The sequence below is a fragment of the Bacillus cereus group sp. BfR-BA-01330 genome (assembly GCF_022663885.1).
Taxonomy (GTDB): Bacteria; Bacillota; Bacilli; order Bacillales; family Bacillaceae_G; genus Bacillus_A; species Bacillus_A cereus.
In genome coordinates, this window is sequence record NZ_JAKUGK010000001.1 from 342852 (window position 1) to 369104 (window position 26253).

Sequence of the window (26253 nt, forward strand, 5' to 3'; positions counted from 1 at the left end):
AACGTAAGGTTATTATTTTTTTAATAGGAGAGGAATTATGAAAAAAGTATTATTAGTTGATGGTATGGCACTATTATTTCGTGCTTTTTACGCAACAAGTGTCTACGGACAATTTATGAAACGACAAGATGGAACCCCTACGAACGGGATTCATGGTTATATGAAACACTTATTAACAGCTACGCAAGCGATCGAACCAACACATATCGTTACATGCTGGGATATGGGAAGTACGACATTTAGAACAGAATCGTTCTCGAATTATAAAGCAAATCGTGCAGCGCCACCAGAAGAATTAATTCCTCAATTTGATTTAGTGCAAGAAATGACTGCAAAATTATCCATTCCAGTTATCGGTATGAAAGGCTACGAAGCCGATGATTGTATCGGTACGCTTGCAAAACAATATTGCAATGAAGCTGAAGTTTATATTTTAACAGGTGATACGGATTTACTTCAACTTGTTGATAAGAGCGTTACAGTCATGCTTCTGCGTAAAGGAATTGGAAATTACGAATATTACACACCGGAGAAAATCATGGAAGAAAAAGGTGTAGAGCCGTGGCAAATCGTCCATGCAAAAGCTTTCATGGGAGATACAAGTGATAATTATCCAGGGGTAAAAGGTATCGGTGAAAAAACAGCGTATAAGCTTATTCAAGAGCACGGAACAGTATCCGCTGTACTAGAAAATGTAGAATCATTAACAAAAGCGCAGCGTACGAAGATTGAAAGTGATTTAGAGAACTTAAATATTTCGTTACAATTAGCCCAAATTCACTGTGAAGTTCCAATTTCATGTTCACTAGAAGAAGGATTACACACAATGGATGAAGAAAAACTTAGATTTGTTTGTGAAGAAATGAATTGGGGAAGACCTGAAATATTAATAAATATGCTATAAATAGTTTGGGAAGAGGGATGTTGCATAAGTCGAACTTTGACTTGGTGACACCTTCTTTTTGTTTTTGTAAACAGTATGATAATAAATAAAATTATGTCGAACTCAATTTTAAATATATAAATATTTCGACAAGATATAATGATAAAAGTTGATAAAAATAATAACTTTTATCATGAAGTGAATTAATTTCAACATAGTTTTAGATAATCATTTTTTCGTGTTCACAAAGTTGTCAGAAAATAAACGAGATTTTCATATGAAGTTCAAATAGAATTCACAACGATCAATTATTATAAGAACACACAGATAATTCTTTATCTTTTATATAAACCATCCCCCAAGGAGGACAATGAAAATGAGAAAAAAAGTGAGAAAATCGTTTAAACAATTATTAATTGAAAATAAACAATCACTATTAAATAATAAAGAAAATATGAAAGAAATTGAAGAGAGAATTGAGAAACGACATGTAGCATATAGTGGTGCCAGTAATTAAATAAAATAAAAAAGATAGCCTATGTAGGCTATCTTTTTTATTTTATATTGAAAAAACGCTATTCAGCTCTTTAATTTTGTAAATATGCAAGATATTTTTATAGCGTTTTTCTATCAATATTACTCATTTTTCGAGGTTGAAATTGGTATATACCAATTTTTGAGATTTTCTATTCAAAATATTACAAAAAATGTTACAATACACTCAAATTTATACTATAAAATCATTTTAATATGAAAAATTGGAATGAAAAGAAAGGAGAGGAATATGAATAAAGATGTCGCTTTGAAATGATTATTATCATTTCATTAGGAGTTGATGTAAAAAGATGAAAAGATACGAAGAATTGGACTCTATAAGAGGGATTTCTTCATTAGTAGTAATGATTGGTCATCATTTAATGATTTTTTCAGCATTTCAAAATTACAGTTATGAAGATAATAAACCATTTGTTGTGTATCTATTAAAAGAAACGCCTGCTCGTCTAATTTTTAGTAGTGGTAACGAATCAGTTATTATCTTTTTTGTTTTGAGCGGATTTGTTTTGTATGAATCTATTCAAAAAAACTATAGTAGCTATGGGTCATACCTTTTAAAACGTATATGCAGAATATATATTCCTTATATTGTGGCAATAATTATAGCTATTGTATGCCAGATTACAATTAGTGAATATGGTATTTCTTATTTAAGTGAATGGTTTAATCGCTCATGGACGATTGAAAGTTCTTCAAGCTTAATCGCACAACATATTTTATTGGTTGGGAAATATAATACAGATGCATATAACGGTGTGATTTGGTCACTTGTCCATGAAATGCGAATATCAATAATTTTCCCGTTAATTTTGATGATTTGCTTACGAAAAACGTTAAGGTGTTCATTACTATTATTGTTTAGTTTTAGTATATGTTCTGTCGTAATATTATTTTTGTTTCGCTCGGGCTTAACATTAACAAGCTATGCATTAACATTGCATTATACGGTGCTGTTTTTACTAGGGGCACTAATTGCGAAGTATAAAAATAAATTAATAGTTTTTTATAGTAATTGTACTAAAAACACGAAAATTGCATGGTTTTTATTTGCGATTTTACTTTTTATGTACGAAGGACTTATTGGAGAAATGAAAGTGCTCAATAATTTTATATTTCGAGACTACGTAGTGGCGATAAGTGCATGTTTATTTGTCATATTAAGTTTGTCAATATCAACTTTGTCGTCCTTGCTACATAATAAATATTTGTTATATTTGGGGAAGATTTCTTACAGTCTTTATTTATACCATATTATATCGTTGTTTTCCCTTATATACATGCTCCATGAAATATTACCGTTGCCTATTATTTTAATTTTTTCATTTGTTTTTTCGTTTATACTTGCAATGCTTTCGTATGTATATGTAGAAAAATTTGCATTCGGAGTCGGAAAGTATGTAACAAAACAAGTGGATAGAAGAGAGAAAGGGTTATCTGTAAAGAGTGAATTGCAGGATGTTATTCAGAAAAGGGCGGTGAAATAATTGAAGCAAGAAATGAGTATAAAAGATTTTCAACAATTACTGAAAAGAAGATTCGTAACGATTATTTTAACGATGTGTTGTTTAACCGCTTCTTTAGTTCTTATCTCTATGTATGTTTTAAAGCCGTCATATCAATATTCAACGCAAATTCTTGTTGGGAATTTAGATGAGTTTAATAAGGAAAATTCAACAAATAAAACACAAGAAAATAAGCAACTAGTAACATCGTATGTTGATATTTTAAAAAGCCCATTAATTATTTCAACAGTCAAAAAAACTTTGAAATTAGAGCAATCAAGTTATGAATTAGCACAAAAAATCTCGGTTGTGAATACGGACAACTCACAAATTGTAACTGTTACAGTAAAAGATTCCAATCCGAAAATCGTGAAAGACATTGTAAAGACATTGGCAGAGCAATCACAAAAAAGCTTTCAACAGTACACAAATGTACAAGGGGTGAAAGTATTAACTGATCCTGAGTTACAGGAACAGGCTGAAAAATTGTTTCCGAAATTTCAACTGATCATTCCTATTTCTTTAATTGTTAGTTTTTTTGTTGGGATAGGTTTAGCTGTATTTCAAGATTATTTTGATGAACGTATATACACGGAACAAGATTTAGAGAAAATAACAACAGTCTCTGTTATTGGTCACATAAATATGGAACCAAATAGAAAAAAGAAACCTACAGAGGTTGATAAAAAATCATCTATATATCGAGGTGAACATGTCGATGTTTAGGACAAAGAAGCAGCTTCCATTCAATTTGCATGATGATCTGATGAAAGAGCAGTTTTATACGGTGTATCACGAGCTGAAAAAATCCGGAAAACAACTGTTCACAGTTAGTTCAACGAAGGACAGAGGTGTTGTTGCCTCGCTTATAGTAAATATGGGTCTAGTGTTTGCGGAAATGAAAAAAAAGGTGTTACTTATTGATGTGAATTTTTCTGACCCTAAACTACATGTATTATTACAAAGTGATCACATGATAACAGTAAACGATATAATAAGCTCTTCCTCCTGCAATTATGAATCTTTTTCTAGTAATTTGTCTAATTACTTATATTGTATTCCTGCAAAAAAAACAGTACATACAGGGACGCCTTTAGTTGCTATGGATGAATTTGATAATGCGATTGCTAAGTGGAAAGAAGATTTTGATTACATTTTCGTTTATTCTTCTGAAGTATTTGAACTTCCTGCTACGCACATTATTGCAGGGAAATGCGATGGAGTGGTTTTAGCAGTTAAAAAGCAAAAAGATTCATTACGTACAGTGCAAAAAGTAATAGCGGATATAAATAGGAAAGAATGTGAATTAATAGGTATAATTTTATATTCTTGAATGTGGGGGTAACGATCCATGATTCGTGAAACAAATCAAGCCAAGTTGTATACGATTCCGGCTCAAGAAAAGCCTAGCATATTGAATCGAAGTGTAAAACGCTTGTTTGATATTATATTTTCAATCATATTGTTACTATTAACAATACCAATTATGTTGTTCTTTTGTATTATGATTACCTTAGAAACATCAGGGGCTCCAATATACTTTCAAGAACGTTTAGGTATAAACGGGAAGAAGTTTAATGTATTTAAATTAAGGTCGATGGTAAAGGATGCTGAAATGAACGGACCACAATGGGCAAAAGAACATGATCAAAGAATTACAAAAGTTGGATTGTTTATAAGAAAAACGAGAATTGATGAATTACCACAGCTCTTAAACATTTTAAGAGGAGATATGTCTTTTGTAGGCCCTAGACCAGAGAGAGAGTTTTTTTATAATGAGTTTGATGCGTATATTCCAGAATTTAAGGAACGTTTAATAGTAAAACCAGGATTAACAGGATGGGCACAAATAAATGGAGGGTATAATCTTGATCCAAAGGAAAAGTTGAGGCTGGACATGGAGTATATTGAAATGAAAACATTTCGGATGGACATCCGTATTTTATGTAAAACCGTTTTAATTGTATTGAACGGTAATGGTGCAAGATAAATATATATGTAAACAAACAACATATGTAAGTAGGTTACTTGCAAAGGAGAACTTGTATGGGTAGATCTATTCTAAGCAATATTATCCATCTATTTTATAGTACGATTTTAGCTAACCTTCTTCAGGCCGTCAGTTTAATTGTTTTAGCAAACTTTTTTAACGCACAACATTATGGGATGTTTAGTGTTGCCATAGCAGTGACGTTTGTTATGTTATTTTTTACAGACTTAGGACTTAGTAATACGTTTCTTCGAGAAGGGGCAAAGGATGGAGCAGATTTAGAGAAGATTTTATCATCGTATATAAAAATAAGGATGATTCTACTTATTTTTATTTCTATCATCGGTTATATTGCTATTCATTATATGTATGCGGATAAAAATTTAATTTATATGATGATAAACGTAATGTTTTTCATGTTAATAGGATTAACTTGGCAAAACATAGGGATTGCCTATTTTCAACTGACGGAACGTATGAAGTATATAGCGCTCATAAAAGTTGTATCAGCATCAGTTGTCATTATAATTACATGTTTTTGTATTTTCGGAGAGTTACCGGTGTATGTAACAGCTCGCTTATATGCTTTTGGGTATATGATTGGTGGTTTATTCAGTATATATATTATGAGAAGAAAGACGAAAATGAATATGAAAGTCGTAATTCATAAAGCGTTATTTTGGCAATTAACTCCCTTTATTATTAGCGGTTTTTTAATAATGAGTACGCCACAATTAGCGCCTATCTTGCTTAACTATACATTGCCATTAAGTATGGTAGGTGTTTTTGCAGTGGCGTACCGGATGCCGGCAGCTTTATATCAAGTACCAGGGGTAATTGCAGGTGCATTTTTTCCGGTGCTCTTTAAGCATTATAACCAGAATAATATAGAAGAGCATACGAAATTAAATTTACTTCAAATTAAATCAATGGCGATTGTAGGAATATGTATGACGATCGGTTTATATCATTTAGCACCATACTTTATTTCTATATTTTTTCATGAAGAATGGAGGAATGCAGTAGAACCACTCCAAATATTATCATTTCTTATTGTGCTACAAAGTTTAAATATTGCCATTGCTGACGGTTTAACGACGAGTGGTTGTCAAAATAAGAGGACTGTTGTGCAGTGTGTAGCATTGGTGATAGGTGGGGTTATGCTGTATAGCTTTAGTAGTCTTGGTGGAGTGATAGGAGCGGCATACGCTATGGTTTTATTTGAAATAGTCGCTTTAGTGGGATATATAGCGGTAAGTGTAGTGAAGAAAAAAATTGTATTCCAAATTGTAATACCGTATACAATTTATTTTGGTGTAACCTTTATTGGAGTGCAATATATATTGCATACATATCATTTAATTGCGCTTGTTCTTAATATACTAATTGTAGTAGCTGCCATATTCCTATATGATTATGAGCTAAAAAAACTTCTTCTTTCTTTTATAAGAAAAATACGCAAAAAGGATTATATTACGAAACAGGGGATATAGCCTATGGAAAATAATATGAAAGTATCAATGGGATGGATTATTCTTCTAATATTATTTGTCATGTTAAGTAAATACAATTTATATATTGGATTTTCATTGAAGATATATATGATTTTTTTAGTCATATATTTTTGTTTAACAATTAAAGACTTTCATATTCAAAAGTTATATTTTCATGAAGTTATATTTTTACTGTTTTATTTCATTTATTGTTTAAGCGGAATTCTTTCTATGTATTTAAATGCTAGTATTCGTATGATTTTTGGCGTGCTACTTGTTTTAGGATGCTATTTTATAATGAGAAATTTATTGGGGAATACTGAAATAGTGGTACTTGAATCATCTATTGCTTATGTAGGAATAGTATTTAATGTTGTAAGTCTACTACTCTATATAATCGGTTTACAATACTTTAGTTTATACGGTGGAGAAGAGAGAGAAATTTTTGCTGGATTATTAGTTGATAGAGGATATCCACGGTTAATTGGATTGCTAGATGATCCTAACATTTTTATTTTCTATAATACAATATTTTTTATGTACTATATGACGAATTTGCAAAATATCACTAACATCTTAGGGTTAATTTTATGTGTTACGACGAGTCTATTAACCTTTTCAAGAGGGGGAATATTAGCGCTTGTGCTTGTCATTTTTGTATATATATGTATGTCTAGTTTCGCTAAAAAAATAAAAATAATTATGAGTTTAGTATTGTTTAGTGTAGTTATTTTTAGTTTATCGAATAGTGTAATGGGGGGCCAATTAGATGACATATTAAATAAACGAATTTCTGATTTTTCCCATGATAATGGAAGTGGTAGATTTACATTATGGGAAGCTGCTTTTAAATATTATTTATCCAATCCATATATCGGAATTGGTGCGTTTAACTTCTCGAATTATTATGAGTATCAATTTAATGAAAAATTATATGTACACAATACATTTTTAGAAATTTTGTCTGAGTCGGGTACAATTGGTTTTCTTCTATATAGTGCGTTTTTATTCATATTAATGTTTAAGTTAGCGCAGCATACTTTGTTTCGTGAAAAACCATACCTTCTATTGACTATGATTGCATTTTTATTTCAGATGATGTCATTGTCACTCATTATTAACGAAGCGTTCTTTTTATTTTTAGCAGTTGTTGTGAAGTATATTTCAATATATGAAGGAAGGGGAAAGATAGATGGTAAAATGTCTATCAGCACATAATAAGGCGCCTCATGTTTCTGTAATAACACCTTCTTATAATAGTAGACGATTTATAGGTGAGACAATTTTATCTGTACAGAATCAATCGTATGAAAACTGGGAAATGATTATCGTTGATGACTGTTCAACCGACCAATCTGCCGCAAAAATTAAAGAGATAATAGAAGGAGACTCACGTATTAGGTTATTATCATTAAAAGAAAATGTTGGTGCTGCTAAAGCTCGGAATTTAGCGATTCGAGAGGCGAGAGGAAGGTACATTGCCTTTTTAGATAGCGATGATATATGGTTGCCGCATAAATTGAAGACACAATTGTTATTTATGGAAGAAATGAATATTGCTTTTTCATATGCGTCGTATAGTTTAATTGATGAAAATGGTAATGAATTAAATCGCGAAGTGAGTGTACCAAAATCTGTTGACTATCATTATTTAGTAGGAAATACAATTATCGGGTGTTTAACGGTGATGATTGATCGTGAAAAAATTCCGTATGTCGAAATGCCTAGTGTACAGCCGGAAGATACAGCGTTATGGCTGAACTTATTACATGAAGGGCATGAAGCAAAAGGGATACAGCAAGTATTAGCGAAGTATCGAATTGTAGCAAATTCTGTTTCGAGAAATAAAGTTAGAGCAGCTTTTCGGTATTGGAAATTATTAAGGGACCAAAAAAGTCTTAATGCAGTGCAAAGCTTTTACTATTTTAGTAAGTATGCTTATCATGCTTATAAAAAAAATAAAATCAATGTAGTTGGGAAGACGCAATTATGAATATACTGTTGATGACTGATAAATTGATAACTGGCGGAGCCGAAAATTATTTCTGTAAATTAGAAAATAATTTGCATTATGAGGATTTTAAGATTTATACAGCTGCAGGTGATGGAGAACTATATGAATCCCTTACTAGAAAAGAAAATTTTATCTTACTTAGTCGATGGAATCATTTGAGAAATATTTATTATTTACGAAACGAAATTTGTAAACGAAAGATAGAACTTATTCATGCAAATAGTTTGCGAATGGTATTATATGCTTTTCTACTTCAAAAGTTTATTAAAAAAAAGATGAAAATTGTTTATACGAAACACAATGTAACGATATTAGAAAAGAAAATGCCAACGCTTTTTCGGTATTTCATGAATAAATATGTGAACCATATTATTACAGTAAGTGAGTTTGAGAAGAATAATTTAATTTCAATTCATGTAGCAGAAGAAAAAATAAATACAATTTATAACGGTGTTGATATTGAAAAGTTTTTATTCCAGCAGAAAAAGAAAGAATCTACATATAAAATAGGGATATTAGCTAGATTATCCAAAGAGAAAAACCATCAACTATTTGTCAAAATTGCAAATGTGTTGAAAAAGAGAAATGATTTTATGTTTTATATTGCTGGTGATGGACCAGAGAAAGAATCGATTATGAAAGAAATAGAAAAATATGGATTGCAGCAAAGGGTGAAGATGCTAGGGAATATTTCAGAGCCGCATGAGTTTATAGGGAATATGGACGCCTTACTTTTATTATCTTTTCGTGAAGTGTTTCCAATGGTAGTAATTGAAGCGATGGCTACAGGGACACCAATTGTTTCAATAGATGTTGGTGGAATACATGAAGCGGTAATAGATGGAGAGTCAGGTGTTTTGATATCTGAATATTGCGAATCGGAATTCGCAAGTGCGCTTGAGGAACTACAAGGGAATGAAGAAAAGGTAACTGCTATTAGATTGAAAGCACGAGAGAAAGCAATGAGATATTTCTCGTTAACTAAAATGATAGAGGAAACGAAAAATATATATGAATTAAACAAATGACCGAGTAGGTCGTTTGTTTTTTTTATTATAGAAACTTTTAAGAGACAACTCACATATTATATGAAAAAGGTAATATGAGGAGTGAATTTATTTTGTCAGAATATATTTCATCCCAAGAAGATTGTGCGCCAGAAAGTAGCGTTCATATTGATTGTTTTGGCGCAGTTCCAAACTCGGGAAATGATAGCTCATTAGCAATTCAGCAAGCTATTGATTATTGTGTAGCGAATCGAATTTCGACGGTTAGAACTACAGGGATAAATACGTACAAAATTGTAAAGCCGATTGTTATTAAATCAAACGTAAGATTAGAGTTGGATCCTACCGTAACACTGCAAATTGATGGGGATTTTAATGCATTTGAGCTACAAAGTAACGCTTCGATAGTTGGTGGTACTCTTCAAGTTATAAATCCATTGTTTCAATCTGCTGTTATTTATGTTTCTGGTTCACAACAAATCGAAGTACCTAATCAATCTGTTATATCAAATATAAATATAATAAATACAACTCCATCGTATAAAGGAAAAGCTATACATTTTTATTGTCAAAAGGCATGGGATTTTATTAGTTTCTTTCAAGTTAAATTTATTCAAATTAAAAACTTTCAAACTGCAATACATTTGAAGACAGAATATATAAATGATATCAATACACCTTGCTGGATTAACGCCAATGTATTTCAATCTATATTTATTGATGGATGTGTGTATGGGATTGAAGTAGATGGAAATAGTGATTTGCCAAATGAAAGTTCAGGAAATACGTTTCATGATATTCAAGTGCAATGTAGACAACAAACGGAAAAAGTAATTCGTTGTTCAGGTGCGTATAATACATTTGATTGTATGATCTGGGATACGTACCGGATGAGTAGTGAACAAATTGTTATTGAATTTTCTTCCAATTCTCATCGTAACTACCTTTTTTCAAATCTGCTTTCGACAACTATTGTAGATAAAGGACAATACAATGTTTGTAAGTCTACTTATGAAGAATCCCTACGAATTCAGTTACCTTTGACGTTAAATAGACCTCATTTAATAGGAAATCAAGATGATATTTTAGTAAATGCTCAGCAGAAATATAACGTTAAGCAAGTAAGTGGAAAAGTGCCGTACGGGGGAAATCTCACAAATTGCTTTAATTTAATAGATGAACAAAGTGTAAACTATATTGACGTTCCAGATAGTAATCCAGTTGTAATTGAAATGGATTTTACGAAAAAACCAATACAAATGTTAAATTGTTTTGGAATGTATTTTGGATGGGGAGAGAGCCCAAAGAAAATTAAAATTGAATATGCATTAAGTGCAACTGGAAGTTGGGTTATCGCGTTGGATGTTCCATTAAATGTTGGCGATACAATTATATCGAATATGAAGGCCAGTCAGTTATATAAAGTTAGAATTACATTAAGTGGTTATTCTCAAGATCATAAACGTTTTCGAATTAATCGTATCTTTGCAAGATCTTCTATGGAAAATGGGAGTGCTTGGTTAGCGACGACTGGCGGAAGAATGTTTGGAGATATTGAAATAGAGGCAAGTAAAGGTATAATCATGAAGACTGCTAGTGGAGTGAAATGGAAAGTTACTATTAATGAAGCTGGCCAACTTATTACGACTAAGATAACTTGAGATGGTGTTTAATCGTATATCCTTGGACGAGTTACAAGTAGTGGGATATAGGTAATGAAAAAGAGATTGTAATTTGGTTTCAACCAAACTACAATCTCTTTTTTGTTTCAATTACTTCCACCAAATCCAAGTCCAAAGGTAATTTCGTACATTTCGAGGAGTAATGCGAATGAAGCGTTCACCGTCAAAGAAGCAATTTAAATTTGGAAGTGCTTCATCTGGATTTTCTGGAACAAAGGTGACGATGTTTTCGTTACTTGTAACGGTTACTGTAATTGGTGGGTCGGTAGGCGAGACTTGAAGTTGTAACGAAATATTGGCCGTATTTTTAAAGGGATTATTAACAGGGGGGCTTATCACTTGTACTGTGAATAACACGATAATTGTTTCGTTTGGTTCCAAATTAGTAGCGACTAGGAAACCGATATTCGGATTCGCTAGTGGAGAGCGTTCACCGTTAATAAAGACAGTGCCATTTATAAATTGTAAACCTGCTGGAATAGTATCTTGTAACGAAATATTTGAGAGTGAAATTTCAGAAGTATTTGTAATGCGTACCGTGTAATCAAAATATTGATTTAAATAAGCTGAGCTGACGGAAGCATTTTTCGTGACTGTTGCAGTTATAAATTGAACTGGTATACGAACGATATTTGAATTAACAATGAAAGTAATAATTGGATCCTGTGGTGTCAACTGAAAAGCAGCGGTAACTGTTGCAGAATTTATAATTGTACTGTTTGAAGGAATAGAAGTTGCGAGAACTTGAAATGTTATAGTTGCTACTGTACCTGCAGATAAAGAACCAATATTAATACCAGTGTCTGGACGAACATTTGGAACGGGAGTGCCGTTAATGGTTACGCTGTTTTCTATAAATGTTGTACCAGCTGGAATTGTGTCTATAACAGAAGTACTGATTGTAGGAATTGGGGAATGATTGAATACCGCTAATGTGAATGTAATGATATCTCCTATAACGACAATAGATTTGTCAGCTGTTTTTTCAATGCGAACCATCGGATCAATAACTGTCGTTGTAACGGTATTTGTTTGTTTTGTAATTGTAATAGGTGGTTTTGTTGGATCAATGATAACGGTATAGGAAACAGAAGCATCATTATTAATTGTAGATTGAAGAGTAGAAGAAGATATTGTCACTTGGAACGTAATAATAACAAATTCATTAGGAGCAAGATTTCCTAACGTAATACCATTTTCAGGATTCTCATTAGGCTGATTGATTCCGTTAATCGTAACACTACCAGCAACAAAAGTCGTATCTATTGGTACGGCGTCTATGGCAAGAAGGTCTTCAATCGTTACATTACCGCTATTCGTAATCGTAATTGTATACGTTAAAGTTTGACCAGGTAAGGCGTTTGTTACATCAGCAGACTTAAAAGCAATGACATTATCATTTTTGACAGTAGTTTTGACAGTATTTGTTGTAGTCGTATTTGTAACAGGTACGTTATTTGGGTTGACTATATAGTTAAAAGTAGTAATTGCGTTGTTGTTTAGTTCATTTGGTGTTGGAATAGAAGTCACAGTTACTTGGAATGAAACGATAGCATCTTCACCAATAGTTATAGTACCAATTGGTATGCCGCTTACTGGATTCACTCCTGAAAGAGTTTCTCCGTTTACAATAACGCTATTTTCTATAAACGTAGTACCTTGAGGAATAATATCTTGAATGATTACATCATTTACTGCAACATTACCGGTTTGATTTAGTGTAATCGTATACGTTAACGTATCACCAACCGTTGCAAATGCAAGGTCAACAGCTTTATTACTATTCAAATTTGCGTGATTAATTTCTGTTGCGGCAGCTGATGAAATAATAGTTTCGGTAATAGGTGGTCGATCTGGTAACGTGTATTCATATTCAATTGTACTCGTGTTAGAGATTGGATTTGTTTGTGGAATCGAAGTAACCCTTACTTGGAATAGAATAGTTGCTGTCGTATTAGGTGGAATGGTATCAATTTGTATACCGTTAAGAGGATTGTCATTTGGCCGAGCGTTGCCGTTCACGATAACACTATTCTCTATAAAGCTCGTATTTGCTGGGATAATATCTGTAACAATAATGTTTTCGACTTGTATATTTCCGTTATTTATGATGGAAATTGTATAAGGGATGATAGTTTGTAAGTCAGCATATTGGATAGGTGTTGTTTTTGTCGCAATTACATTAGCGGAAATAACTTCAGTGAAGGTAATATTGCTAGTCGATATTTGTTCTTCCACGTTAATTGTATAACGAGAAGTTGATTGATTTTGAACATGACCGCTAGCAGGAAGAGCTACGACGGTAACAGAAAATGTGACTGGGATAGAAATGTTAGGAGCAATCGTTCCTACAAGTATACCTACACTTGGATTGGCGTTAAGCTGAGGAATGTTATTTACTAAAACGCTACCGTCAATAAAGGTTGTTCCATCAGGTATATTGTCTGTAAATACAACAGCAGTGGCATCCGTATTCCCTGTATTCGTTAAAGTTGTTGTATAAGTTAAAATGTCACCAATCGTTACAGAGGTTAAATCAACGGTTTTAAGTGAAACGATATCAGCATCATTAATTTGAACGAAAGTAGTATTGGAAGTAGTAGATTTTTGAATTGGTGCAAAGTCAGGATTGAAAATAAAGTCGTAGACAATGTTTGCAGTATTAGGTTTTGGATTTACAGTAGGTAAATTCGTAACGGAAACTTGGAATGTTATTGTAGTCATTTGACCTGCTGCGACATTAGGAATGGAAAAGCCGATATTCGGATCTGCTGCAGGAAGTACAGTATTATTAACTATTACACTTCCTGGAATAAATACTGTTCCATCTGCTATAGTATCTGTAAAAAAGATGGAGTTAGTTGTAGCCGATCCATTATTTTGAATGAATACTGTATATTCAATGGTTTCATCAATAGTAGCTAATACAGTATTAGCAGATTTTGTAGTAATAAGAATAGCATCAATAAATTGTATGTTTGTAGCATTGGAAGAGGTCGTTTCTGAAATTGGTGGTGTGCTTGGGTCTGGTCGATACTCATAGTGAATGACGGCGATATTATTAATGTTATTTTGTGGCGGTATAGAAACTACGCTTACTTGGAACGTAACAATAATCGTATTATTTGGAAGAATTATATCAAGATTGATACCGGTAATTGGATTTTCGTTAGGTCTTGGTACGCCATCTACAAGAATGCTATTTGGAACGAATGTGGTGCCAGAAGCAATTGCGTCAAGTAGGAGAGTATTTGTAATAGGTATTGTACCGGCGTTTGTAACTGCGACTGTATATGTGATGATTTGACCGATACGTGTAATGGATCTGTTAGCGGATTTAATTGCACTAACATTTGCCGTTCGCACTTCAGTATTTACTGCATTTGATAACGATCTACGCTGAATAATTGGAGAACTAGGGTCAATTTGGTATTCGTACGAAGTGTCTGAAATATTAATGACTGTATTGCCCTCTGATATATTTGTAAGTTGTACTTGGAATGAAATAGTGACTGTTTCATTTGGTTGTATCGTGCCGAGAGTTACTCCGTTTTCAGGATTCACGCCAGGCTGAATTACATTATTTATTGCTAAGCTATCTTCAATGAATATAGTACCTTCTGGAATATTATCAATGAACACGATATTGTTAGCCGGAACGGTTCCTATATTTTGAAGTGTATTTGTGTAGGTAATCATTTGCCCGATTGATACGAAATTTACATCCGCACTTTTAACAGAAATAATCTTTGCATTTTGAAGTGATGTTGTAACAATGTTAGAATTTGCAGAGCGATTTACTGGTGGGGCTGTAGGAATACTTACATATTGGTAAGTTGCTGAAGATTGATTTACAATTTCAGTTTCATTCGGTGGATTATTTGTTTGCACTTGAAATAGTATCGTTTTGGAACTGTTTGCTGGAATTGTTCCAATCGGTATTCCGTTTTCAGGATTTACACCTGGCTGAAGGACACCATTAATTGTGACACTATCGGGAACGAATGTAGTCCCAGCAGGGATAGAATCTGTGAAATTAATATTTATTGCGTCAACATTACCGATATTTTTCACTTCAGAAATATAAAGTATAGTTCCACCGATATCTACAGTTGTTGGATTGGATGTTTTTGTAATTGCCAATTGTGCTTGCACGAAATTTGTAATAACGATATTACTAGTAGATATTTCAGTAATAGGCGGTTGCCCTGGGTCTGGTTGGATTGTATATGTTGTATTGGATTGATTTGTAATCGATTCTTGGGAGAATGAATCGTTAATAAGAATTTGGAACGAAATAAGGTGAGTAGCGTTTGCTGCTAAAGTAGGTAAAGTAACACCTACATTTGGATTGGCATCAAGTATAGTTGTTCCGTTAAGTGTAAAACTATTTTCTACGAATGTAGTATCTTGGGGGATCGTATCTGAAAATATGAGATTCGTAGCTGGAATATTTCCGGTATTTTCTAGTGTTATTGTGTAAGTCAAAATATCACCTGTTGTTGCTTGCTGTGCATTGACTGCTTTTAAAGAAAGGATAGTCGCATCCGAAATTTGTGTGAAAGCAGGATTAGACGTAATTGTTCGAGAGATGATAGGAGCAGTTGGATCGGCGATAAAAGTATAGTCAATACGGGCTGTATTAGAAATTGGGTTTACGCTTGGAATAGATTGAACGATAACCTGGAATGTTACAGTGACGATTTCTGACGGTGTGATGGAGTTTAATGGTATTCCTACGTTAGGATCAGCATCTGGAACGGAAACGCTATTAATAGTTACGCTATTCGGAATAAAGGCAGTTCCTTCGGGGACCAAATCTGTTAAAGTAACTGTATTTGCAGTAGTATTTCCGTTATTTTGAACGACTACTGTGTAAGTGATTGTACCGTCAGTAGATTGTACGAGAGAATCTGTACTTTTAATTACGGATAACGATGCATCAACAACAGCTGTATTAACCGTATTAGACGAGGATGTTGCTGTAACAGGAGGTTGACTTGGATCGACAATATACGTGTAACTTGTAAGTGCTTGATTTATAATTGCTCCTTGTGGTGGAATAGAACTTGCAAGAAATTGGAACGTAATAGTAGCGGAATCACCTGGTGCGATAATACCAACGGGAATACCGAGAGTTGGACTTGCATCTGGAAGTGAAATCCCGTTGAGCGTAACACTATTTGGAACAAATAATGCTCCTTCAGGAACTCCATTAATGAGTAATACAGAGTTTGCAGGGAAGTTTCCAGTATTCGTTAATGTTGCTGTATACGTAATTATATCCCCGATAGACACAATTGAACGATTTGCTTGTAAAACAGTTGTAACAGTCGCGTTATTAATTTGTGTTGAAGCGCTATTAGAATTTATCGTGCCTGTAACAGGAGGAGAGGCCGGATCAACGATGAATGTGTATTGAATAGATGCTACGTTTGTAATCGGATTTGAAGGTGGAGTTGATGTAACTATGACTTGGAAAGTAACGGTTAAGGAACTATCCGAGCTAATTGTTCCGATATTCACTCCGTTATTTGGATTTGCACCTGGAATGGTACTTCCATTTACAGCAAAACTATTTTCAACAAAGGTTGTTCCTGCTGGAACTGGGTCTGAGAAATTTACATTCGTAGCGTTTGTATTGCCGCTATTTTGAATCAAAACTGTATAAGTGATCGTATCTCCAATATTTGCAAAGGCTGTATTAGCAGTTTTTACAGCTGAAAGTATTGCTGTATTAATAGAAGTAACGAAGACATTCGTTTCCACATTGCCAGGTTGAGCCAGTAATGCATTGCCTACGTTATATTGGAAGTTAACAAATCCTAAGTTTTGGAGTTCAGGTGTGAACGTTGTTGGATTACTTACGATTTGTACTTGGAATATAATTGTAACAGTTTGATTTGGATTGATTGTATTTATGCCAACACCGTTAATAATCGAAGCGGATGGTAATGGAGTGCCATCAACAATAACTGATCCTGCAACAAATTGTGTCCACGATGGTAAAGGGTCTGAGAATATAGCGTTGTTAGCAGGAATATTGCCTGTGTTCGTAATAGTCGTTGTATACGTAATCGTATCACCAATCGTTGCAAAAGTTTTATCTCCTATTTTAATAGTATTTAAAATAGCACTTTCAATTTTTGTTGTAACGTTGTTAGAAATAATATTTTTTGAAACTGGGGGATTAGCTGGATTAACGATATGTTGAAAGCTAACGCTAGCTTGATTAGTAATTGGATTTATAGGCGGAATTTCATTGGCGATAATGTTAAATGCTACGATGACAGATTCGTTTGGCGCGATATCACCGATTGGAACGCCTGTAATGATATCTGCATTTGGGATGCTAGTTCCGTTCAGTGTAAAGCTATTCGGTTCAAAGGAAGTTCCGTCTGGAATAAGGTCGGTAAAAATAACATTCGTTGCACTTACATTTCTGCTATTTGTAATTGTAACGGTGTAGGTAATATCCTGCCCGATATCTACCGTAGATACATTTGAATTTTTTTGTGCAGTAAGGATAGCGCTATTAATTTGTGTTGTCGTTGTATTAGATTGATTGGAAGTTGTAATAAGTGGCTGGCTAGGATCAACGACATAATGATATGTGGTAGAAGCAGAGTTAGAAATGGGATTAAGTGTTGGAAGTGTAATAACAGTTGCTTGGAATGTAACGATTGCCGTATTACCACCATTAATGGAACCAATATTTACACCAGTTGATAAATCGGCGTTTGGAATGGTTTGCCCATTAGCTGTGAAACTATTTGGAACGAAACTTAAATTGCTATCAAGAATATCGATAATAGTTACATCAGTTGCGGTCACATTTCCGGTATTAGGAAGGTTAAGTGTAAATGTTATTGTATTACCAACATCCGCAAAAGTAAGATCTGCTGTTTTGGTGCTAATAATAGTTGCGTTGTTTATTTGAAGGAGTGTAGTGTTGGAAGTAGCTGCACTTGAAACGGGAGGATTAACAGGATCAACAGTAAATTCATACGTCGTTGATGCTGTATTTGGTGCTGGGTTACTAGGGGGAATATTGTTTACTGTAACTTGAAAGACGATACTATATATTTCATTTGGTGGAAGTGTTGCAAGTAATACACCTGTATTTGGATCCGCGTTAGGTTGTAAAACGCCATCGATAGTTAATGTGTTAGGAACAAATGTGAGTCCACTTGGTAATGCATCTGTGAATACAATATTAGTTGCATCGGTATTGCCTACATTGGTAATAGAAGTAGTATAAAAAGCAGTTTGCCCGATATCTGCAAAGGATACACTTTCATTTTTCGTCATAGACAATATTGCTTCGTTAATTTGGGTTGAAACAGGATTACTAATTGAAGTTTCTGCATCAGGCGGTGAGACTAATTGATACGATGTTGATGAGAAATTTACAATTGGGTTTTGGGTTGGTAATGATGTTACAGTAACTTGGAACGAAACTGTTACTGTAGTCCCGGCTGTTATTGTCCCAATATTCACACCGTTCGATGGATCCGCCCCACTTTGAGGAACTCCATTAATAGAAAATGTGTTTGCAATAAATGTAGTGACACTTGGCACGGTATCTGTAAATATAACATTTTGTGCAGATGAGTTTCCATTGTTTGTTAAAACGACAGTATAAGTGAGTGTGTCTCCAATACGGCTAAAGGATTTATCGACTTGTTTTAATGAAAGAATGTTAGCTGTATTAATCGTAGTAAACACTGTGTTTGAAGTAACGTTTCTTGAAACGATCGGTGCATTTGGATCAGCGATAAATGTGTAAGAAGCAGTAGCGGAATTGGCTACAGGATTTTGGTTTGGTGTAGAAGTAGCAGTAACTTGAAATACGATAGATATTGAGTTGTTAGGAGCAATTGATCCGATTGTTATACCTGTATTAGGATCGAGTCCGATGTGTGTACTGCCATTGATTGTGACACTATTCGGAATGAAAGTTGTGCCGTCTGGAATAAGATCAGTGAAAGTAATATTCGTTGCATTTGTATTGCCATTATTCGTTAAAATGGTTGTATAGGTAATAGTATCACCTAGTGTAACAATTGTTTGATCGACCGATTTTACCATCGTTATCATAGCATCTAGTACCGGATTTGTAACGATATTCGTTGAAGTAGAAGTTGTAATAGGAGCGGCACTTGGATCAACAGTATAAGAGTATAAAATTGTATCGTTATCCATAATTGAACTTGAAGGAGGCACAGAAATAACATTTACTTGGAAAGTAACGGTTACTGTTTTACCAGGAGTGATATTTGGTATAGTTACTCCGAGCGCTGGCCGTGCACCAAATTGCGGTATACCATTGATTGTGAAAGAATTTGGTATAAATGTAGTGTTAGCTGGAATAGCGCTTGTGAATGTAATATTGGTTGCTGTTGTATTTCCTGTATTTGTAATAGTAGATGTATACGTAATCGTATCGCCAACAGAAATAATGGATTTATCAGCATTTTTTGTGGTAGTTAATATTGCGCTATTTATTGTCGTAGTAACGGTATTCGATGAAGCAGTTTGAGTTATAACTGGTTGATTTGGATCGACAATATGCTGAAATTGTACAGAACTAAAATTAGAAATTGGATTTATACTTGGAATGTTTGTAACAAGTACGTTGAGAGTAATCACGGCCGTTCCATTTGGGTTTATATTTCCAATCTGAATCCCTTTAGATGGATTTCCGATTTGCTGTGTACCAGAATCGTTTGTAAGAGTGCCAGATATGAATGTCGTCCCATCAGGTAAAGTATCCGTGAAAATTATATTTTGTGAAGTGACATTTCCAGGGTTACTTAATGTAATTGTATAAGAAATTGTATCACCAATCGTTGCGAAAGTTTTATCTACAGATTTGATTGCCACAATTTCTCCAGAATTTATTTGTGTCGAAACAGAATTAGATGTCGTATTTCGTGAAACAAGTGGTAAATTAGGTCCTGTCATAAATTTATAATCAATAGAAGCGCCGTTTACAACCGGTGAGTTTGGTCCGCCTGGTCCAATTGTGAAAATTGGATTTGGAATGCTAACTACTTGCACACGAAAGGTAACATTTATAAAATCTCCTGCAATAATATCTCCAATTGGTATCCCGTTCGCTGGATTTACTCCAGGTAATAAAACTCCGCCTACTCGAACGCTATCTTCTATAAATACTGCGTTATTTGGAATCGGATCTGTAAAAATGATATTCGTAGCAGTTGTGTTTCCTACATTTTCTAATAAAACTGTATACGTTAAAAATGAATTTCCAGGTGCTATGTCAGAAAATAGCCGATCCACACTTTTCGTTGCTTGAATAATCGCTTCGTTAATTTGAACTAAAGTTGGATTACTTGTAGCTGTTTCTGTCACCGGCGGCTGGGTAGGATCAACAATGATCGAGTATGTCGTGCTAGACTGGTTCAAAGTTGGATTTGTAACTGGTATTGAGCCAACGATAGCTTGAAAGCTAATTGTTGTCGTTCCTCCAACTGGAATTGAGTCTAAAGAAATCCCGCTATCTGGTCTAAATCCAAGTTGTGGGATGGTATTAATTTGTACGCTATCAGGAACGAATGAAAGTTCAGGTGGTAATATATCGATAAAAACAGGTGTGTTTGCGGCAGTATTTCCGCTATTGGTGAGGGTAGTTGTATACGTAATTGTATCTCCAACAGCAGCAAAAGCACTGCTTGCAGTTTTTGTTGCGATGACAGAAGCAGTATTTACTTGTGTAAAGGTTTTATTAGATTGAACTGTTCGTGAAACTGGCGGTTCATTTATATCTACAATAAAGCTATATTGAAGCGATGATTTATTCGGGATTGGATTAGGGTTTGGAAGTGTTGTAATGTTTACTTGAAAACTGAGTGTAGCAGATGCATTTGAATTCAAGTTACCAATATTGATACCGTTTTGTGGATTTGCATTCGGAACGGTTACACCATTTATCTTAAAGCTATTTGGGATAAAGGTAGTACCGTTTGGAATTGTATCAGTAAAAATAATGTTGTTCGCAGTAGTATTTCCGTTGTTTGTAACAGCTGAAGTGAATGTAATTGTATCACCGATTGTAGCGAAAGTTGTACTAGCGCTTTTATTTATTACTAAAGTAGCGTCAATAATTGGTGTAACTGTTGTATTTGTTACAGTGCTACCAACAGCAGGGGATTGGTTTGGATTTACGGTATATTCATAATTTACAAGAGCATTATTTGTTAATGTGCCACTAGGTGGTATCACTAAAATTTGTGCTTGAAAAGTAATGAATACAGTATCTCCTGGCGAAATATCTGCCAAGTGAACACCAAGTGATGGATCTAATCCTGGTTGTGGAACATTATTGATCGTTACGGAGTTTTGGATAAATGAAGCTCCTGCGCCAAGCCCATCTGTTAAAACAGTTGCACTAGCAGGGATATTACCTGTATTTGTTACTGCAATCGTATAAGTAACAATATCACCAATTGCAGCTGTCGGTGTATTCACAGACTTAGTAGCGACAATAGTAGCGTTATTAATTTGAGTTGTTATTACGTTACTTAACGTATTGGCGGATGCTGGAGGTAAGTTAGGATCTACGACATACTGGTACGTTGTATTACTTTGGTTCGGGATTGGATTTGGATTCGGGATAGAATTTACTTGTACTTGGAATGAGATGATTGTATTTGCATTCGGATTTATTGGGTCGATTGCAATTCCGCTTGCTGGATTGACATTAGGCAGTGTATTCCCATTTACAGTAACACTATTAGGAATAAACGATGTTCCGTTTGGAATTACATCTGTAAATATTACATTTGATGCAAGTGTGTTCCCGTTATTCGTTAAAGTAGTCGTGTACGTAATAATATCATTTACGTTAGCAAACTGTTTATCTGCAGATTTAGTAGCGGCAATTGAGGCGTTATTAATAGTTGTCTGTACAGTGTTAGAAGCAACCATCTGCATCACAGCAGGTTTGGATGGATCATACGTATATTGGAATGTTGTGCTTGATTGATTTGTAATTGGGTTTACAGCAGGGATAGTTGGTACAAAAACTTGAAATGCAACGGTGCGTGATGAATTCGCTCCTATCGTACCAATTGAAATGCCGGTGGCAGGATTTGCGTTAGCTACAGGGACATTATTAATCGTTACAGTATTAGGAATGAAGAGGGTACCCGCTGGAATGATATCTGTAAACGTTACATTAGTAGCAGAGATATTCCCGTTATTTGTTAAAATAGTTGCATATAGTATGACATCACCAACATCAGCGAAGTTTGTGTTTGTGAGTTTTGTAGCAACGATATTAGCAGTATTAATTTGTGTAGTTACTATATTGCTAGCAGTGTTTCTAACGAGAGCGGGTAAGTTTGGATCAGCGATAAAGCTATATTGAAGTGAAGCGCTGTTTTGAATTGGGTTTGGTGAAGGTAGCCTATTTGCACTTATTTGAAAAACAATCGTTGTAAAACCACCTGAAGGAATGGAGCCGACTTGAAGACCGGTACTAGGGTCTGCACTTTGTTGTAAAGTACCACCTATAAAAATACTATTTGGTACGATAGTGGAGCCATTAGGGATTATATCGGTAACAATAACATTATTTGCTGTAGTATTGCCAAGATTAGCTAAAGAAATTGTATATGTGATTGGTTGCCCGACATCGGCGATAGTTAAATCTACTTCTTTGACAATCACTACATTTGCTAAATTAATTTGTGTACTTACAGTATTACTTACAGATGTTTCTATAGTTGGTGGATCGCCCGGATTTAGAATAAAGCTATACTGTGTACTAGATGAATTTAATGTTGGGTTTTGTGTTGGTAAAGAGGTGACGGTTACTTGATAAGAGACAGTAAGTGAGCCATTAGCAGCAATGGAAGGTAGTGGAACACCTATATTTGGATCTGCGTTATTTTGGAGTACACCATTAATAAGAAAAGTGTTTGGGATAAAGGTAGTACCGTCTGGATTCGTATCTACGAAAGTAGGACTATCAGCAGAAACACTTCCTGCATTCGTCAAAGTAACAGTATAAGTTAATATATCCCCTACGGTAGCGAACGCTCGGTCCACTGTTTTGGCTGAAATGACATTTGCATCGTTTACTTGAGTAAATGTAGTAGTTGAAGTAGTGTTCTTACTTACAGGTGAAGCGTTTGGATCAACGATAAAGTTATAGGAGATGGAAGCGCTATTTGAAATAGGGTTTGGATTTGGAATACTAGTTATTACTACTTGGAATGAAGCTGTAATTGTAGTATTAGCATTGATGCTACCAATATTGATGCTAGCTGGTGTAACGCCTGGCTGAGTAACACTGTTAACTATAACGCTGTTTGGGACAAAGGCGGTTCCATTCGCAATTGAATCAGATAGTAATATATTGTTCGCTGCAACATTTCCATCGTTAGTAAGAGCAAAGGTGTAAGTTAATACATCGCCAACTTCCGCAAACGTTTTATCTACAGATTTATTAACATGGAGATTTGCTAGTCTAATTGTTGATGTAACAGAATTAGAATTTGCTGTTTTTGAAGTCGGTGGCAAACTTGGATTTACAGTATATAGATAAGAAGCGAAGGCGTTATTAATGATAGGATTTTGGGTCGTAATATTGATGACTGTTACTTGGAAAGAAAGGGTAACAGTAGCCCCACCAGGAATTGTGCCGATAGGTAAAGCAACGAGAGAATCTACATTTTGTAAAACTCCGTTTAGTGTTACAGTACCAGGAGTCAATATCGTTCCGTTTGGAAGTGGATCTGTTAGTTGCACGTTATTAGCGGCTGTATTTCCACTGTTTGTAATAAGGATTGTATAACTTATTGTTTCGCCAATTGTAGCAAATTGTTTATTTGTTGATTTTGTTAATGTTACATTCGTATTGTTAATTTGAGTGGAAACGAGATTCGAAGAAATATTTTTTGTAACAGGTGATTGGCTAGGATTGACAGTATATTGATAAGAAGCGCTTGATCCGTTAGATACGACATTTGACGTGGGTATTGTGTTTACTACTACTTGAAATGCAACATTTTTTGTTGTGCCGCTTGTTATGGATCCAATGTTCACGCCGGTAGCGGGATTTGCACCCACTTGTGTCGTGCCATCTATTGTTAAACTGTTTAGAACGAAAGTTGTTCCAGTAGGGATGATATCTGTAAAAATAACATTGTTCGCATTTGTATTACCTGTACCTGTAAAGGAAACGGTGTACGTTAGTGTATCACCAATATCTGCAAAATTTTTATCTACTGCTTTCGTCATTGTTACAGTAGCATTATTCACTTGAGTGGAGACAATATTTGTCGTATCAGTCCCACTTACTGCTGGTTGATTAGGTACAGGAATGTATTGATATGTTGTTGTTCCACTATTTAATATTGGGTTTGTTTGAGGGATAGAAGGAACGAGCACTTGGAATGAAATAGTAGTAGTGGAATTTGCGGCAATTGAACCAATTGTTATACCATTAGCGGGATTTGCGCCAGCTTGAGTAACTCCGTTCACAGTTACACTCCCTGGAATGAAAGTAGTCCCGCTAGGAATCGGATCCGTATATATCACATTCGTTGCAGCGATATTTCCTATATTAGCTAAGGCAATACTGTAAGTTAATGTTTCACCAATATCGGTAAAAAGTTTGTTAACTGATTTTGTTCCATTAATATCTGCAAGGTTAATTTGTGTTCCAGCAGAGTTACTTGTTGCAAGACCATTAAAAGTTGTTCCTCCGGCGATTGGTGTATATTGAAATGTAATATTAGCAGTGTTAGAGATAGGATTTTGACTTGGAAGAGAAACGACAGTAGCTTGGAAAGTTACTATACGAGAAGCACCATTATTAATTGTTCCAAGAGATATACCAGCCGCAGGATTTGCATTTGTTTGTGGTACGTTATCTACTGTTACAGTGCCGGGTATAAAAGAAGTACCGTTAGGGAGACTATCTATAAAAATAGCGTTATTGGCAGGAAGAAGCCCGGTGTTAGGGATAGTAACTGTATAAGTGAGAATATCTCCAATTGCAGCAACACTTTTATTTACGCTTTTCGTTGCTTGTATATTTGGGGAGTTTATATTAATTTGTAAGCCGACTGTATTTAACATATATGCATCTCCGTTAGTAGTTAAACGGATTGCAGCGGATACTTGTGAGTTTGTTAAATAAGGAGAAATATCAATAGAAGTAATATCCCAGCCCTGTCTTCCTGCTGAGATGTTTGTACTTGTAGAAGCACTTTGATTTCGCGTTCCAAATGTCCCTGTTGTATCTAAGTTTCCTGCAGCATTATTAACTTGAGAACCGAAGAAATTATTTATGGCATTATTTGGCCCAGATAAAGCATTTAATGAACTGAAATTTGGTCCAAATAAAGCTTGATCCCCGGTTAAATCTGCATCTCCTTCGGTAGAACTTAAAAATAATCTCCCGCTTACTGGTCCTCCTGAAGGTGTTAAAAATCCAGAAACAGATACATCGGCACTACCAGTTTCTGCAGAAACACGGTTACCAGCTACATAAATGGTTAAGTTTCTTGCTGGCAATGTCCCATTTTGATAAGCAACGATAAGCGTCCATCCAGCCGAATTAATTGTTCCATTAGAAGCATCTATAGGATCTACAAGTCCAGGAACCGCTCCTGTAGTATAGGAACCAGCACCTCCCGCTTGAATAAGAGTTGTTACGTCTGCTGAACGAGTGTAAAAGCCAAATGTAATAGAGTTTGAAACGAAAGTTTGATTTGAAGCCGTAACAGCTGAAGGAGTAATCGAGTATGTTGAAACAGGTGTTGTAAAAGAAACTGGGTTTCCTAATACACTCGTAATGTTTTGATCACGAGATAAATAGTTTCCACCCCAAACGAGTTCTGCGTAAAGAATAGTACTACCAGCAGGGATATTTAAAATAGCGGTAGAACTATTTTGTGTATAGTTTAATGTTGTACCAGCAGGAAAAGTAGTTACTTGTAAAGCGGTATTCGTAGTTGCGAATGCACCAATTGCCCCGATTGTACCAGCACGGTTTTGATTGCTGATTTTACTTAAGCCTAAAGTATTACCTGTAATAGCGAGTGCGCCGTTAGTGGTGGTAGAAAATCGATTCGTAATGGGCATGTTG

General features: G+C 34.7%; 12 protein-coding genes. 11 read left to right on the forward strand and 1 reads right to left on the reverse strand.

Annotated elements, in window-relative coordinates:
• Positions 1 to 37: 37 nt before the first annotated feature.
• The 11 genes from MR112_RS01890 (at position 38) to MR112_RS01940 (ending at position 11105) form a co-directional block, all read left to right on the forward strand.
• Positions 38 to 904: a 5'-3' exonuclease gene (locus tag MR112_RS01890; protein ID WP_000757075.1), complete on the forward strand. Its 867-nt coding sequence runs from the start codon at positions 38 to 40 to the stop codon at positions 902 to 904.
• Between the two features lie 355 nt (positions 905 to 1259).
• Positions 1260 to 1400: an FbpB family small basic protein gene (locus MR112_RS01895; RefSeq protein WP_001228048.1), complete on the forward strand. Its 141-nt coding sequence runs from the start codon at positions 1260 to 1262 to the stop codon at positions 1398 to 1400.
• 328 nt (positions 1401 to 1728) lie between these two features.
• Entirely contained in the window at positions 1729 to 2922 is a 1194-nt protein-coding gene (locus MR112_RS01900) for an acyltransferase family protein (RefSeq protein ID WP_211477990.1), read from the forward strand.
• Positions 2923 to 3666, forward strand: a complete 744-nt coding sequence (locus tag MR112_RS01905) for a YveK family protein (RefSeq protein ID WP_000807054.1) — start codon at positions 2923 to 2925, stop codon at positions 3664 to 3666.
• Positions 3653 to 4273: a CpsD/CapB family tyrosine-protein kinase gene (locus tag MR112_RS01910; protein ID WP_002100874.1), complete on the forward strand. Its 621-nt coding sequence runs from the start codon at positions 3653 to 3655 to the stop codon at positions 4271 to 4273. Before MR112_RS01905 ends, MR112_RS01910 begins: the two co-directional genes overlap by 14 nt.
• A gap of 18 nt (positions 4274 to 4291) precedes the next feature.
• Positions 4292 to 4930 carry a sugar transferase gene (locus MR112_RS01915; protein ID WP_000617648.1) on the forward strand — a complete coding sequence of 213 codons (639 nt, stop codon included), beginning with the start codon at positions 4292 to 4294 and terminating at the stop codon, positions 4928 to 4930.
• Positions 4931 to 4986: 56 nt separating this feature from the next.
• Complete coding sequence (locus MR112_RS01920; RefSeq protein WP_000533741.1) at positions 4987 to 6423, forward strand: oligosaccharide flippase family protein; 1437 nt, start codon at positions 4987 to 4989, stop codon at positions 6421 to 6423.
• A 3-nt stretch (positions 6424 to 6426) separates the two neighbouring features.
• The gene (locus tag MR112_RS01925) at positions 6427 to 7641 is read left to right on the forward strand and encodes an O-antigen ligase family protein (RefSeq protein WP_000429870.1); all 1215 of its coding nucleotides are present in this window, start codon (positions 6427 to 6429) and stop codon (positions 7639 to 7641) included.
• Positions 7616 to 8416, forward strand: coding sequence for a glycosyltransferase family 2 protein (locus tag MR112_RS01930; protein ID WP_000237694.1), 801 nt, complete (start codon positions 7616 to 7618; stop codon positions 8414 to 8416). Before MR112_RS01925 ends, MR112_RS01930 begins: the two co-directional genes overlap by 26 nt.
• Positions 8413 to 9465 (forward strand): glycosyltransferase family 4 protein, encoded by a 1053-nt coding sequence (locus tag MR112_RS01935; RefSeq protein WP_242244739.1) that lies wholly within the window; start codon positions 8413 to 8415, stop codon positions 9463 to 9465. The genes MR112_RS01930 and MR112_RS01935 overlap by 4 nt, the downstream gene beginning before the upstream one ends.
• A 92-nt stretch (positions 9466 to 9557) precedes the next feature.
• A complete protein-coding gene (locus tag MR112_RS01940) occupies positions 9558 to 11105 on the forward strand; it encodes a hypothetical protein (protein ID WP_071739866.1) in 1548 nt (515 codons plus the stop codon).
• 111 nt (positions 11106 to 11216) lie between these two features.
• On the opposite strand, the gene MR112_RS01945 is transcribed toward MR112_RS01940, so the two are convergent.
• Entirely contained in the window at positions 11217 to 26249 is a 15033-nt protein-coding gene (locus tag MR112_RS01945) for a DUF7507 domain-containing protein (RefSeq protein WP_242244740.1), read from the reverse strand.
• Positions 26250 to 26253: the final 4 nt, after the last annotated feature.